Annotated in this window: 17 protein-coding genes and 1 pseudogene; 10 read left to right on the top strand and 8 right to left on the bottom strand. The window is 26.4% G+C overall.

Going from position 1 to position 13839, the window contains the following annotated elements; genetic code table 11:
- Window positions 1–12: 12 nt before the first annotated feature.
- Window positions 13–1659, top strand: coding sequence for an adenine deaminase (ade, locus tag QIA00_RS05015; protein ID WP_421114452.1), 1647 nt, complete (start codon window positions 13–15; stop codon window positions 1657–1659).
- Window positions 1660–2314: 655 nt separating this feature from the next.
- On the opposite strand, the gene QIA00_RS05010 is transcribed toward ade, so the two are convergent.
- Entirely contained in the window at window positions 2315–3010 is a 696-nt protein-coding gene (locus tag QIA00_RS05010; protein WP_421114451.1) for an SIMPL domain-containing protein, read from the bottom strand.
- An 844-nt stretch (window positions 3011–3854) separates the two neighbouring features.
- On the opposite strand from QIA00_RS05010, the gene QIA00_RS05005 reads away from it, so the two are divergent.
- The 6 genes and pseudogenes from QIA00_RS05005 (at window position 3855) to QIA00_RS04980 (ending at window position 6754) form a co-directional block, all read left to right on the top strand.
- The gene (locus QIA00_RS05005; protein WP_421114450.1) at window positions 3855–4010 is read left to right on the top strand and encodes a hypothetical protein; all 156 of its coding nucleotides are present in this window, start codon (window positions 3855–3857) and stop codon (window positions 4008–4010) included.
- A 115-nt stretch (window positions 4011–4125) separates the two neighbouring features.
- Window positions 4126–4527: a hypothetical protein gene (locus tag QIA00_RS05000; RefSeq protein ID WP_421114449.1), complete on the top strand. Its 402-nt coding sequence runs from the start codon at window positions 4126–4128 to the stop codon at window positions 4525–4527.
- A 167-nt stretch (window positions 4528–4694) separates the two neighbouring features.
- Window positions 4695–5143, top strand: a pseudogene (locus QIA00_RS04995) (S2/P23 family protein); the annotation flags it as partial.
- A gap of 356 nt (window positions 5144–5499) precedes the next feature.
- Complete coding sequence (locus QIA00_RS04990) at window positions 5500–5733, top strand: hypothetical protein (RefSeq protein ID WP_421114448.1); 234 nt, start codon at window positions 5500–5502, stop codon at window positions 5731–5733.
- 472 nt (window positions 5734–6205) lie between these two features.
- Window positions 6206–6403: a hypothetical protein gene (locus QIA00_RS04985; protein ID WP_421114447.1), complete on the top strand. Its 198-nt coding sequence runs from the start codon at window positions 6206–6208 to the stop codon at window positions 6401–6403.
- 216 nt (window positions 6404–6619) lie between these two features.
- Complete coding sequence (locus tag QIA00_RS04980; protein ID WP_421114446.1) at window positions 6620–6754, top strand: hypothetical protein; 135 nt, start codon at window positions 6620–6622, stop codon at window positions 6752–6754.
- Window positions 6755–7998: 1244 nt separating this feature from the next.
- Here QIA00_RS04980 and QIA00_RS04975 read toward each other — a convergent pair.
- From QIA00_RS04975 to QIA00_RS04965, 3 genes are all read right to left on the bottom strand, one after another.
- Window positions 7999–8262, bottom strand: a complete 264-nt coding sequence (locus QIA00_RS04975) for a hypothetical protein (RefSeq protein ID WP_421114445.1) — start codon at window positions 8260–8262, stop codon at window positions 7999–8001.
- A 329-nt stretch (window positions 8263–8591) separates the two neighbouring features.
- Window positions 8592–8789, bottom strand: a complete 198-nt coding sequence (locus QIA00_RS04970; protein ID WP_421114444.1) for a hypothetical protein — start codon at window positions 8787–8789, stop codon at window positions 8592–8594.
- 291 nt (window positions 8790–9080) lie between these two features.
- A complete protein-coding gene (locus QIA00_RS04965; RefSeq protein WP_421114443.1) occupies window positions 9081–9263 on the bottom strand; it encodes a hypothetical protein in 183 nt (60 codons plus the stop codon).
- A gap of 673 nt (window positions 9264–9936) precedes the next feature.
- Here QIA00_RS04965 and QIA00_RS04960 point away from each other — a divergent pair.
- Both QIA00_RS04960 and QIA00_RS04955 read left to right on the top strand, forming a co-directional pair.
- A complete protein-coding gene (locus QIA00_RS04960) occupies window positions 9937–10503 on the top strand; it encodes a chromosome replication/partitioning protein (RefSeq protein ID WP_421114442.1) in 567 nt (188 codons plus the stop codon).
- A 302-nt stretch (window positions 10504–10805) separates the two neighbouring features.
- On the top strand, window positions 10806–10931 hold the full coding sequence (locus QIA00_RS04955; RefSeq protein WP_421114469.1) for a transposase: 126 nt from the start codon (window positions 10806–10808) through the stop codon (window positions 10929–10931).
- Window positions 10932–11038: 107 nt separating this feature from the next.
- Here QIA00_RS04955 and QIA00_RS04950 read toward each other — a convergent pair whose 3' ends face one another.
- The 4 genes from QIA00_RS04950 to QIA00_RS04935 all read right to left on the bottom strand — a co-directional run bounded on the left by QIA00_RS04950 (window position 11039) and on the right by QIA00_RS04935 (window position 12774).
- Window positions 11039–11272, bottom strand: a complete 234-nt coding sequence (locus QIA00_RS04950; protein WP_421114441.1) for a hypothetical protein — start codon at window positions 11270–11272, stop codon at window positions 11039–11041.
- A gap of 54 nt (window positions 11273–11326) precedes the next feature.
- A complete protein-coding gene (locus tag QIA00_RS04945; RefSeq protein ID WP_421114440.1) occupies window positions 11327–11503 on the bottom strand; it encodes a hypothetical protein in 177 nt (58 codons plus the stop codon).
- Window positions 11504–12170: 667 nt separating this feature from the next.
- Entirely contained in the window at window positions 12171–12326 is a 156-nt protein-coding gene (locus QIA00_RS04940) for a hypothetical protein (protein WP_421114439.1), read from the bottom strand.
- A gap of 280 nt (window positions 12327–12606) precedes the next feature.
- Window positions 12607–12774, bottom strand: coding sequence for a hypothetical protein (locus tag QIA00_RS04935; protein WP_421114438.1), 168 nt, complete (start codon window positions 12772–12774; stop codon window positions 12607–12609).
- Window positions 12775–13397: 623 nt separating this feature from the next.
- On the opposite strand from QIA00_RS04935, the gene bdr reads away from it, so the two are divergent.
- Window positions 13398–13796, top strand: coding sequence for a Bdr family repetitive protein (gene bdr / locus QIA00_RS04930; protein WP_421114437.1), 399 nt, complete (start codon window positions 13398–13400; stop codon window positions 13794–13796).
- The last annotated feature ends 43 nt before the right edge of the window (window positions 13797–13839 follow it).

The raw sequence follows: 13839 nt of genomic DNA, 5'->3' as shown, positions 1-13839 counted from the left end.
AGAGGATAAGCAATGGATTTATTTAAAATTGAAGCTAATTATATAGACATCTTTAATAAAAAAATTTATCCAGCTAGTATAACGATTGCAAATAGTCATATTATAAGTATTGAAAAAATTAATGCAACATTGGATAAATATGTGTTACCAGGATTTATAGATGCACATGTACATATAGAGAGTTCTTTTCTTATTCCATCAAACTTTGCTCATTTGGTAGTTCAACACGGCACTGTAGCGATAATAAGCGATCCTCATGAAATAGCGAATGTCAATGGTATTGATGGCATCAATTTTATGATCAACAATTCTAAAAAAACCGAATTTAAAATTTTTTTTGGAGCTCCTTCTTGTGTGCCAGCTTTGTCGTCGGAATTTGAAACTTCAGGATATGTATTAGATGATCAAGATGTAGATAAATTAATGGAATTAAATGATATTTATTATTTATCTGAAGTAATGGATTTTAAAGGTGTAATTAACAAAGATGTTGGAATTATAAATAAAATAAATTCTGCATTAAAGCGCAACAAAGTTGTTGATGGACATGCTCCTGGCCTGTCTTCCCATTTAACTTTAAAGTATATGTCTTCAGGTATTAGCACTGATCATGAATGCTCCACAATAGAAGATGCAAGATATAAATTATCTTTGGGTATGAAAATAATAATTAGAGAAGGAAGCGCAGCTAAAAATTTTGAATCTTTACACCCCTTAATTGCGGAATGTTCTAAAAAATATTGTGATTCTTTAATGTTTTGTTTTGATGATGCACATCCGAATGATATACTACATGGACATATTAATTCAATAGTAGCTCGTGCAATAAGGTATGGGCACGACTTTTTTGATGTTTTAAAAATAGCATGTATTAATCCAGTTTTACATTATAAAATCCCAGTAGGGTTACTAAGGATAGGAGATCCTGCTGATTTTATAATTACTAAAGATATTAAAACATTTAAAATAGATCAAACTTACATTAATGGCAAGTTAGTGTTTAATGATGGCATATCGAATATTCCATTAATAAGTGAAATTCCTATAAACAATTTTAATTGTAATAAAAAATCTATTTTGGATTTTAAATTTTCTACTAAAAGTAGGATGATCCCGATAATCAATTGTATCAACAATCAAATTGTTACACAAAAAACCATGATTGATAGCAATTTATTGGCTCCAGATTTCCAATCTAATATTGCTGAAGATATCTTAAAGATCGCTGTAATAAATCGATATGAATACAATAGTAAAATTTCTATAGGATTTATAAAAAATTTTGGAATAAGAAAAGGTGCCATAGGAAGTACCGTTGCTCATGATTCTCATAATATTATAGTTGTTGGAACTAATGATGAATACTTGTGTAAGGTAACAAATATAATTATTGAGAATAAGGGAGGGGTGTGTGCTTTAAATAATGAAAAAACCCTAATAATTAAACTTCCTATTTCTGGATTAATGAGCACCCTTCCAGCCAAAAAAGTGGCTTTGCAATATATAAAATTAAATGATTTTTGTAAAAATGTTTTGGGCTCTCAGCTTGATGCTCCTTTTATGACTTTATCTTTCATGTCTTTAACAGTGATCCCGCATTTAAAGATTAATGACAAAGGCTTGTTTGATGTTGATTCTTTTTGTTTTTTAGATTATTAATTTCAAACTATTATAAAAAGATAGTAAAGGATTAAAAATATAATTGTAGAATTATAAAAGGAGCATAAAAGCTTTCTATTCATTGTTAAATTATCATATATTCAAGGATAGTTGGTGGATTTTTTACTAAAATAGATTGATGGAAATCTATTTTAGTAAAAAACGGCTTTGTTATTAAAAATTTATTATTTTAAAATTCTTTATGCTAAATTTGAATATTTATTATAACATGCTAATAGTTTATTAAAAATTTTGATTGTTTTGAAATTTTAATATAATTAATTAAATTATGAGGAGTGATTATATTTATTTTGTTATATTAAATAATAAAGTTTGTTATAAAATCTTAAATAAAAAGTAATTTTGATTTTTTATATGACTCTAAATAAAACAAAAACATTTTAACTAATTAACTCAAATAAAAAGAGAATCCCCATCTATAATTTAATTACAAAGGCTTATAAATTTATGTAAAAATGTATTTTAACTGTTATAGTATATAAAGGAATCAAAAAGCGGGAAAGTAATAATCAAGAGTTAAGGTGCCAGATCATTTCATATTGAATTACGCAATTTTTAGATACTAAAAAGCTGTAATAGAATAATATTAAAAACTATTTTTATAATTTTATTTAGGAATAATAATTCCCAAATATCAATTCAAATAATAAGAAACAGTTGTAACGATCCTTAATATTTTTTTTGGATAACGCTCTTGGGCGCCTAAGCTTCTATCAATAGGAAGAAATTCAAAATATCCTTGATTTGCATTTTTAATTTTCCCTAATTTTGAACTTGAATGTTTTGCAAATTCCAAAGCTGCTAATTTAGCATTTCTAATTGAATCTGCTAACATTTCTGGCTTTATATCATTAATATTATCAAAGTAATATCTTGGCCCCCCACTATTACTAATTAGGATGCCTTGATTATAAAGCTCGGCAATATTTTTTTCTGCCGCTTCCATTTTCTCAATATTCTTTGTATGAACATTTAAAGATATATAGGCTCTATACTTATAAAGAGATTCCTTATAGGTCTCTTCATTAAATTCCATAAATCCCATTTTTATATGATTTTCACTAAATCCATGTTTTAAGAAAAAGCTTTTAATCCTAGACAAGCTTAAATTATTTGCTTTATTAATATCATTAATCGTATTGCCAGTCAAGCTATATCTCAACTCCCAACTAGAAGATGTTGACAAAATTTCTCTTTCACTAAGACCCTTAACTGTAATATAATTTTCATTCTTAATACCAATGTTCTTTATCCCGTGAGAAATTATAATTGATGATACAAACAAAAGTAAAGAAAATAACAAGAAATATATTTCTTTTATTCTAAACATAGATTATGTCTCCTAAAAACAATAACAAATATTGTGTTAGAATTGAATCATTTAAACTCATTGTAACATATTACTTTATATTAATAAATCCGAAAAAATTTTAGTAGATTGAAATTTTATAGTTTAAAATATAAAATTTTATTTTTTCGGCTTTTAAATAAAGATTACAAAGAATTTTTCATCTATCCATCTATAATTTATATTAAATTGAGGTAGATATGAATTTGGAAATCAATTCATTAATTTTAAATATATTATTTTGATAATAAAGGTAGGAATTTCCCTAGTAAACACAATACATTTTATGTATCACAGTTAATACTTTAAAAACAATAGCATCAAGATTATAAGAAAAAACATTTTAGCTATTTTAGTAAGTAAGATTTGAAATCTTATTTTTAGTTTAAAAAGCAAATATAATAATAAAAAATCTTGAATAATAGAGATATAAATGAAACTATGAATATTGAAAATTAGTATAAAAAAATCAAAAATCTTTTATGCATAAAACTATCAATCTTATAAGGCATTAGAGCTTTAACTTGACCCAAACTGAATGGTACTGGTTTTTTATTCTAGTATTAAGAATATAAGGCAAGTTTCCAATATTTCTTGAAAGCAATGCTTGATTTAGTAGACTTTGTGGATAGTTTATCCTCTTTCAAGTATCAAGGCTAATTTATGAATTTTTAGCTGGTTTAATAAGTTATATCTATAAATGTATTATTAAAATTTATCCCAAAGTAAAGGTAAAGGGACTTACAAATGGATCTCCAACTTTTATGTTAATAATAATTTCAATCGATACAATTTTTTGTATATTTTTAAATTCTAGTAAAAGAGTATGCTAAGTTTAAGTATTGATAAGATTTTAAATAGCTTATACATTTTCAATACTTATGATGGAGAATTTTTTGAGCAAAATTACTGGTTTGTGCTAGTTCTTAACGAACTCGATTTGTACATTAAAACCCTTGAAAGCGAGAGTATAAGTAAATGAACATTGACGAAATAATCACTTCTCTATCAATGTCGATCAGCAATAATGAAAAGCTGAACGCAATATCAGAAACTCTAAAAAAAATACCAAACAAAAATTTGCAAATTTAGATGATTTGAAGTCAAAATTAGAAAAATTTACTACATCTGGATCCAATCTTGAAAAAGTTTTAAATAAAAGTTCGCAAAACACCAGCAAAAACTTCAAGTCACTTGCAAATTCTGTTGATTCCGTAAGTTCTAAAGTTAGTGGTATAAAAAATATAGACAAAACTCCAAAGGGCATTGGCAAAGGATTAGGAAATATCAAAAATTTGGCAAAAAAGACCAGTGAAGCATTTGACCAAATGTTATCAGCTTTTGCCCCAATTGTTTTGGCTGTAAAAATTATGGAAGGAATCGGATCTAAGATAAGTGGAATTTTACGGGTGCAATGGATACTATTGATGAATTCAATCAAGAGCCCTTTGTGTTTTCCGATATTATGCTTGGAAATGAAGAACTTAGAAAATCGCTAGCCGAATCCATGGAAACTTTTGGTGATGAAACTTTATTTGTTATAGACGCTATTACCAACGCTAGTGAACTGCTATTTCTAAATTAAAGATTATAGAAATAGCTTCTTGTATCTTCCCATGATAGCTTTTTAGGTTCTACAAGAACGATCATCCACTAGAGCATGGTTCACTATAGCGTTAATGACAATAATTATAAAATATTGGGACAAGAAATACCTATAGCTAAAATAATATCATTTGAATCAACTAAAGAGTTTGAAAAAAAATATCAAGTCAAGAATTTAAAATTAAATTCTGAAGGATTGAATATTGATTTTGAACGATATAGAACTGGTTTTGCCAAAATCAGCTAAAAGAAGCTTCAAAGGAACCTAATTAAATTTATTCATATAATTTTGGGGTTTTTGACAATTCATTAACAGATTCTTTTCAATTTTTTTATAAGAAAAATAAATGTAATTATATGCTTGCTTATCTTACTATAAAAGATAAACAAACCAATGAAGATAAAACCTACGAAATCATATTAAATATAAAGTTGTTTAATGATACTGTTAGGTTAATGTTTGCTAAGTATTCAAATTTATCAACTAAAAAAATTAAAACTTTCTATTAATGAATAATGAAAGCTGAGCAAAATCTTGAAAATAGAATTATTAATTTAACTCGCTTATTTATAATAACAAAAATTTCTGTAGAGCTATAATTCTTTTAATAAAAAAGGTGTTATTATATGTGAAACTATACATATGGTTTCACATATAATAACTTTGATAAAGTTATTACAAAGTTATTATTTTTTCATAAATTAAAATTAATATATCCATAAAAAGAGTGAAAAGGGGGGGAGGTATGCTTTCATCTAAAAAAAATATTAAAAAATTATTAAACTGAATTAAAGAAAAAAGTACAGAAATTTACGAACTATTAAGAACGGACAAAGATAATACTAAAAATCGAAATAGAATAGAATTGGGTGAAGATAATTTTGTATCTAAAAATAATATGTCTGCTGCTGATGCGGGCAATACTAGTTTAGGTCGTCCAAACAACATGGATTTAATTAATCGTTCACAGCGGGCCAGCAAACCTATAATTTCAAATGAGAAAGCCATAGCCACTCCTCAAGCAAAAGTAGATTTAATAAATAACATTAATGTTGCTACAATAAACCCAAAACCAGCTCAAAATTTTAGAAATTCTTAAAACAATGCTACTACTGGAGATAGTGTAAAGTTTTTACCAATTGAAAACCAAGAATAGCTTAATAGTAAAAAGATTTTACCCAGTAAGTTGGAAAACTTAGAAAACTTTTTAAAAACACAACACGAAAAAAAGCTTTTAAGACGGTCAAAGCTACACAAAGTCTCATTAGTAATTCCAATATAGGTAAAGAAATTATTAAGTTTAAGGAAAAAATTACAAACTTTATAATTTATTTAAAGGCATACAACAAAAATTCCATAGTCAAAGGAATTCATTTATAAGGGATACTAAATTTGGGGAAAATAGACAAAAAATGCAGTTATATTTAAATCCTTTTCATCTATAGAGAAAAAAATTAGATATTTGAATTATAAGTTGAGTGAAATCCAAAATAATTTTCAAATTGCAGATTTTAGCTGAGATAATGCAAACTCTCTTTTAAAAGAATCTATAGAAAAATTAATTTGGTAAATTGAAAAAAGGTATGACAATGGGGGTAAAAAGCAAGATCAAATTGGTGGGCCTGCTAATAGATGGGATAAAAATCAAGCTGACAATTTTGCTAAGGATGCAAAGTATAAGGCAGAACATTCAACAAATGATTTGGAAAATGCAGCCAACTATTTTAGATATAGTTGCTCAAATGAAAAATAAGCTAAAAAGCTATTAGAAAAAATTAAAAAAAGATTTGTACGAATTGGGATATGTTGATAACAGCAATCTTAATTTTCAAGGTGAACGAATTAGCAAAGATTGGCTTCATTCATTCACCTTAATGATGGTTGTGGCATTGATTAACAGATACTGCTAAATTTTTGATCAACATTGTTGATATTGATGATCACATGAGTAACAAACATTTATTTATAGATTTAGAGTACACAGGTTGCAAAGAAAAAAAGATCTAAAAAAAAACTTGCTGCTTATGTTTTTACAGATACGATATTTTTTTAGAAGAAAAGTTGATGATGATTTTCAAATTCAATTGAAGAAAAACTATCTTTTGACAGTAAGGCTTTAAACAATTTTAACAACAAGCTTTGCTTAAACTGTTTGTCAATAAAATATTTGAATTTTTAAACAAAAATACACTAAGCAACGGGTTTACATGTATTTAAAATGTTTTTTTGCAGTCTTTAAAATGATCGAAGCCGGTAACCTGGTATGAGACATTGTGAACTACTATTTCTAAAATTAGAAATTATAAAAATAGATTCTTACTTTAAAACAACTTCAACAAATTAATAGTGAATCCAGGGAAGCTAAAAATGTATCAAATAGTAAAACTTCTTTCTAAAAGCAATAGTTTAAATATTGCTTACTTTGCTACTGTTGTCCAATGATATATCCAATTTATACTTTAAGCATATATTTTTGCACTATATTTTTGCACTATTGAATTAAATTATATGCCCAATGCATTAAATTTAATTTTTTTTTAAATTTTAAAAAACAATAAAAGTCATAAGTGGAATTAATTTTTATACTGCAAGAGAAGGGTTGAAAAAGGTCATCGAGTCAATAGCTATTTAACTAAAAATGACAAAGAATTCTCCACCTATAATTTCTATGAAATTTAGATGGAGATGAATTTGCTAATAAATAGATTTATTTTGACTTTGAATATACTTTTTGATGATATCAATACATGTTTACAGAATTCAATTATTGTTTATTGTCAAACATTGAATCGTCATTCTTAGTTTATTTTTCAAAATTAGATATAAATAACTATCAGTACCTTTGTCATATTCTAAACAATATAAAATATCAAGTAATTTAAGAATTTTTTCATATTTTTTCTACTTCGCCATTCTAAATGCCATTAAATGTTCTTTTGGTTTTAGCATTCTAGTTAATTTATCAGCATCAAGTACGTCTCCATTAAAGTTATAGTAAAAATTATTTACAACTGTACCGCTTTGGTTTTTTTGTAATTTGGCAATTTCTTCTGCAATAATTTTAGCTTCAAGTTTGCGTAAATTTTCATCTATTGGTGCAAGAGTTATTCTTACTAATTAGGGTTGGCCAAACTCACTAGACATTACACCCAAGTTTGACATATATGTGGCTTATTTGAAATAAATCGTGTGTCATCACGAGCAAGTTTTATCTCTTCATTAGATTAGGCTGATTTTACTTTTGCAATTTTAAGTATTTTATCTAAAATTTTCTGTTTCTTTTCTAAATCATTAGCCTTATCCTAATACGCATACTAGGGCTCTACTTTGTCAACTTCAGTTTGTGCTTTGATTTTTTCGGACTCTAATTTTGAGAGTTTTTTCTTCTTTCTACTTCTATTTTTTTGGTTTCTTCGGTTTTAGTAAGCTCGGCAGTTGTTGTATCTTTTTTTGTTTTATATTCTGTTTGTACATCGTGTAATCTTTTTTGAAATTCTTTGTCCGAGATCTGTCCCTTACTTTGAGCTTGTTTGAGAAATTTTATTTCTTTAGTATATTCGTCATCTAATTTACCCAATTTTTCTTTTCTCATTTTGATTTCAGCGTCGAAACTCTCTTTAGGCTTCATAAGCGCAATTTCACTTTGTTTTTCAAGCTCTTTTTAATCTTCATCTTGTTTCTTTCCAATTGCTTTGATTATGACTTTTTCGAGGCTTTTGAAAAAGCTCCAAAGAAAGACCATTGAAGCTGTAATTAATTTCGCAACTAAATCACCTAACCTATGGATCCAAACATTTGCCTAGCAGCTCTGATTAAGTCCTTAGGCATAGCAAAAGCAACCTTGCCAATATTTTGCATGAATTTATTTGGATCTTAAACTAAACTTTCGCCTATATCTTTGTTGAAGATTTGTGCCATCCACTTGTCTATATGTCTAAACAAGATATCATCTAATCCTTAAAGGTAGCCTTTCAACTTTTTCTGAGATTCTTTAGCAGACCACATTAAGGTATTTGTGTTAGCATCATTTAGATTTTCAAATTCTGATTTGTAGGAATTTGCAAGCTCAATATGTAATTTTTGAATTTCGGTTTGTATAGCTTTTGAAGCTTTTTCTTGTTCTTCTATTAGTAGAGTAGTAACAATGTTTGCCACTGCATGTTAGGTATTTTGTCTTGCATAGCCTTGTGGGCTTCGACAAAGGATTTGTCTAGAGCCGTTTTTTAAAATTAGTTAACCTGTTTTTTAAGAGTGGTTATTACTTGTTTGTTTGAATTGTTTAGAGTTTTAAAACTTTTTACGTATTTTATAGTAAAAGCTTTAATTGTTCATTAATAGCCACATTAAGCTCCTTTAAAGCTTTTTTTTCTGTTCATGGGGGGCATTTCACAAATATTGTTCTATTATAGGGCATCAGCAAGCATTTCAGGGACACTCTTATTATTTTTAGCTTTTGTCAGCAGTATCACTTGTATTTTTCTCTTGTTTACCCGAAGAAGTAGCTATTTTTGAATTACTAATTTTGTTAGCAGTATCAAGCAGCAAAGAAACCCCACTTTTTTTACTTGTGTCAGAATTTCCAAAAAACTTGCAGGACGAAAACAATATTGTTGTTGTATTAAAGTGCATATATTGCTTCTTATTATCATTAATATCCCCTTCTTTTCTTTAGTTATTCTTTATATTAAAAATATAACATTATGAAAAAATAAAAAGATTTTTATTTATGCTTGTTTGGTGCGGGCACCATGCTAGTGCAAGTGAAGACCGTTCTTAGCGATCCCCACTAGCTATTATATGGAAGTTTCTTATATATAAAAAACAAAATGTTTTAGTTATTTAGCTTATTGGCGGTTTATATTATTGATTTATCAAAAATTTTATAAGATAAGGAAAAATTTAGAATTAAGATTATACATTGATTGTTAACAAACAATTTGTAATTGTAAATTATTGTATTATAATAGTTAGTTTTTTATAAAAAATACAACTAATAATATTATAAGATCCTTATTTTTATACTTATATGAAAAGGCCACTCAATAGAAGAAGTTAATATTTTTAAGAATAAAAAAATAGATGTTTCAATAGTGGAAAATCAGTTTGTTAGAAATAGGAATACCTTTAGGGATGTATAAGAGTTGGTGCTAAAAAATTATGGAATGTTCATCAAAGGCAAAATTCATACTTTTAACAGTGTTAGAGTTCTAATTAACGAGTTAAAGGAACCAAATGTTCAGGCGAGATATTATAAAGAAGCTCAGGAAGCTTTGGAAAAAATAGTAAAAATAGGAAGGTAATAATGTCTATAAAGAATAGAAAAGAAATTATTTTAAATAATAGAAAAACCAGGGGTAATGTATTTGGAAACAATTGCGATAAAGATAATGAGATAGAATACGAAAGTTATAAAAATCAAATAAGAAGAATTACTGTAAGTGAGATAAACAATAAAATTGAATTAATGGAAATTTTATATAAAATAAGGATGAAAAAGCTTTATCGATTTGATGGATACAAAAAGTTTGAAGATTTCCTTAAAAAATTTGTTATAGCAAGAAGTCAAGCATTTTTATATTTAAGACTTTATAAAAGAGTATTATCAGGTGATTTGAAAATAGAAGAAATTAAGCAATTGGGATTTACAGAGGCATATAATAAAATTAAGGAGTTTGACATAGATAAAGGTATTGCAAAAAAAAATCCAATACGGTCATTAAGATTTCAATTTAGAAATCGTGAAAGTTATGATTTTTATAAAAAAAATATCGAATTTGCCAGTTACTTTTTAGACAAAGTTTTTACAGACAAAAAAGCTTTGCTTGTAAAGTTTATGAAAGAATTTGAAAGCTTAAGAAGTGAAGCATAGGGAGTATTCTTTATAATTTTTTTGATAATAAATATTGCAAATAAAGATTGATTTTATTTTAAATATATTTTTTACTAATACTAAAAATTATTAGTATTAGTAGTACTATTCATTTAAGACTTCTAATATGGTGCTCAATTCATAAAGACTTGAAAATGGGTTTTTCTTCTTTTATCGTAAATGATTTTTATATATATAAATGTCAGAAATAGAAATTATCTTAAAATTAATAAAGCATTTTTAATGCTACATATATAGCTGTATCAAGAATGAGATAAAAAATTTTTTTAGATATTTAATAAATTAACAGATACTATAGTATAGCTTCACAGAAGCTAACTTTTAATAATCAATGCGTATATTCAATTAATTATCATCTAGTATTAGTTACTAAATATAGGCATAAATGTATAAATAACAAGCTTTAGTCTTACCGTTACTAATAATACTTAACATATCTTTTTTGGAATATAAATGAACAGTTACTATGTCAAAAACACCCCCAAGATCGCCAAAGAAACTGAAAAGGTCGCTACTAGCCGACAGCCGTATTATTCCCCAATTCTTTTAAGTCCTTAGTATCAATAGTGCTTAAAACAGTATAAGTATGTCTTCTAAATCTTATAGATCTTTCGGTATTGGCTGGCGCATCTTCTTGCCCTTTTTTTCTCCAAGTACGACTGTTAAAACCCACCCCGTATTGGTCATCAGGCTCTTCTGCCATTATTTTTATATATTTTTCTTTATGCTCATTAGCTGCTTCTATCAAATTTCTTAAATCATTAAGTAGTGTATTTTTTATTTTTTTATTTGGATCTTCTTCTTACTTAAGGGCTAATTCTATGCTAGGTTTGAATCTTTCTCTATTTGGGCCTTCCTGTTTAGAGTTTGTTTCCGTGTTGGATTTTGATTTCTCTTTATCGAATGGATATTTAATATCTTTTTGATTGGTGTTAACATCTGAATTGCAAGCATTCAAAAGCAAAAAAAACACACACATATATATATGATATTTTATAAATACTCTCCTTGAATAGCTCTTTATTTAGTATCTTATATTATTTAATAAGATTAAATTTAAATAATATATTTTAACTATTTAATTAAATATATTATTTACATAATAAAAACTCTGTGAACTGCTATTTCATCTTCAATTCTATTTTTAAATTCATTTTTTAAAAGTTCATATTCATTTTTTGTTTTGTTATTCAGCACCAAAAAAGTTTTTACCCCAGATATCCTAGCATTTATTATTATTTTTTATTTTTTGTCATTTTAACAATCTCTTCTTCTTATAAAAAGTTCAGTTGCTTAACTTTTTATATACCAGAATGATTTCAATCGAATCAACTTTTTATATTTTAGTTTTAGATTCAAAAAATATAAATAAATTCCGTATTATTGCTTATGTGGCCATGTTTTAGCTTTTTTATCTAATTTTATTAAAAGTGGCAAATTCTTAACAACCTATCTTACAAGCGGCACCGACATTAGAACTTTATTTGCAATTATAGGAATATCTTCAATTTCTGCATAAAGACTTGGAGAAGTATCAATTATTATACAAACATAGTCTTTAAAATAATTATATATAAGGCATTACTAAGCATGAGTTCTTTAAATCGATTTCCTTCTTTTGTAAATTTAGTAAGCTCTAAATAACTCTAAATAAAATCTAAATTTTCTGACACATTAATAACGATGTCTTTAAAAATTTTTTTCATTAAAGAATAAAAATTATAAGTATTAATTAATTCCATTTTAAGATTATCTTGAATTATAAAATAACTTGTAATTGCATTTTTGATTCCCAAAACCAATAAGTAACTTTATTCTCTTACTAAGAATAATTGGAAACATTTTTTAAGAAGTGTTTTTGCTCACTTTTTCTTTAATTGAAACAGTTGTTATAGTATCTAGGATTGAAGCTTGAGTATAATTAATGGGCGTTTTTTAAATATTTGCTTTTGCTTTACTATTTATTGCCATTATTATATATATAATATAATGAAAATTTCAAATCTACTTTCAATACGTGTAGGTAGTTTTATTTGCAAGTTTATCTATCTTTAGTAATTAATAAAAAAGACTTTTTAAAATTTAAAGAGCCACTTTAAGCTGTTTATAATAATAAAAAATGGCTTGCATTTTATTAGATTTATAATTATTGTTTGTGTTTGCTTTTATGGTAGAGTGGTTATGGTCAATTTTATTTGATTTTTTGTAAGTGTTAAATGGTGACATATCAAGTCTTGGGGCAGCATCCACATAGAAACCCTATGACTAGAAGACAGTAGATGAAACAACCCCATTAAATTATATTGTTATTGGTTTATAAAAAATAAAGGGTGCTTTTTAATTTGTAATAAATAATGGAGAATTGAATGGTTTAATTAAATAAATAGAAGCAATTTACGGTTTGCTGGCCTTTTTATACCAGCCTAGTAACTGATACGATCAGAGAATTTATAAACCAATACGGAGATTTTAAAGTTATATGAAAAAAATAATAGCAATACTTTTGGAAAATAATCTGTTTGTGATTCAATAATTCAATGAGATAAGAGTTGTTAAAAAAGTGTTTTAGTGAGATCTATTTAACCCTATTATTTTGTTTTTTGCGATATTAATCTTGTTAATGAGTTGATAAGTAAAGCCAAAAAAAATAAAATTACCAAAATATCAACGAATAAAATAAATTTTTTTATAAAAACTGAATGTAAGGTGGGTAGTGGTCTAATAAAGTGGTATAAGTTTTTCTCATAAAGAGGGATAAATATGAAAATATATTTAGTTTGCGTGCATTATATTTGCTTTATGAGATTTTGAAGGAAATGTTCCGATATTTGGCTTTGGTTTATGTTAAAATATATATAGTAGGTGAGTGAATTATGAAAGCAATTTTGGCAACGACAAATATTACCGAAGATCAAATATACAGAGAGTTTTTGCGACTAGGAATGGAACAGTTAATAGCTCAAGATTTGTCAAAAAGATATTATCACAATGAGCTTACATATAGAGATTTGGAAAATTTAGAAAAACAATTCGGTATAAGGTTTGAGAACCTTATTTCTGAGATTTCTTTTTTAGAAAAGAATTTACAAAAAGACATATTTAATTTAGTACAATCTCTTAAAAAAGAAGTGCAAATTAATAGTCAATTTTTATTGGAAAAACTCAAGGTGAGCAACAGAATAATAATTGTTATTACAGTAATAATAGTTCCCATTGCTATATCTAGCATAACAAATATTGTTATGCTGTTAATTGCTATATTTTTTAAATAGAAATTACAAAGAATTTTTGACTCATATTCGCTTAAGAAAAAAA

The organism is Borreliella americana (genome assembly GCF_032595795.2).
In the GTDB taxonomy this organism is placed as follows: domain Bacteria; phylum Spirochaetota; class Spirochaetia; order Borreliales; family Borreliaceae; genus Borreliella; species Borreliella americana.
This window is presented reverse-complemented; position numbering and strand designations above follow the sequence as displayed.

Coding starts and splice junctions, on each gene's coding strand:
- ade (WP_421114452.1), top strand. CDS start 13: ATGGATTTATTTAAAATTGAAGCTAATTATATAGACATCTTTAATAAA.
- QIA00_RS05010 (WP_421114451.1), bottom strand. CDS start 3,010: ATGTTTAGAATAAAAGAAATATATTTCTTGTTATTTTCTTTACTTTTG.
- QIA00_RS05005 (WP_421114450.1), top strand. CDS start 3,855: ATGCTAAGTTTAAGTATTGATAAGATTTTAAATAGCTTATACATTTTC.
- QIA00_RS04975 (WP_421114445.1), bottom strand. CDS start 8,262: ATGAAGCCTAAAGAGAGTTTCGACGCTGAAATCAAAATGAGAAAAGAA.
- QIA00_RS04965 (WP_421114443.1), bottom strand. CDS start 9,263: ATGCACTTTAATACAACAACAATATTGTTTTCGTCCTGCAAGTTTTTT.
- QIA00_RS04960 (WP_421114442.1), top strand. CDS start 9,937: ATGTCTATAAAGAATAGAAAAGAAATTATTTTAAATAATAGAAAAACC.
- QIA00_RS04945 (WP_421114440.1), bottom strand. CDS start 11,503: ATGTGTGTGTTTTTTTTGCTTTTGAATGCTTGCAATTCAGATGTTAAC.
- bdr (WP_421114437.1), top strand. CDS start 13,398: ATGAAAGCAATTTTGGCAACGACAAATATTACCGAAGATCAAATATAC.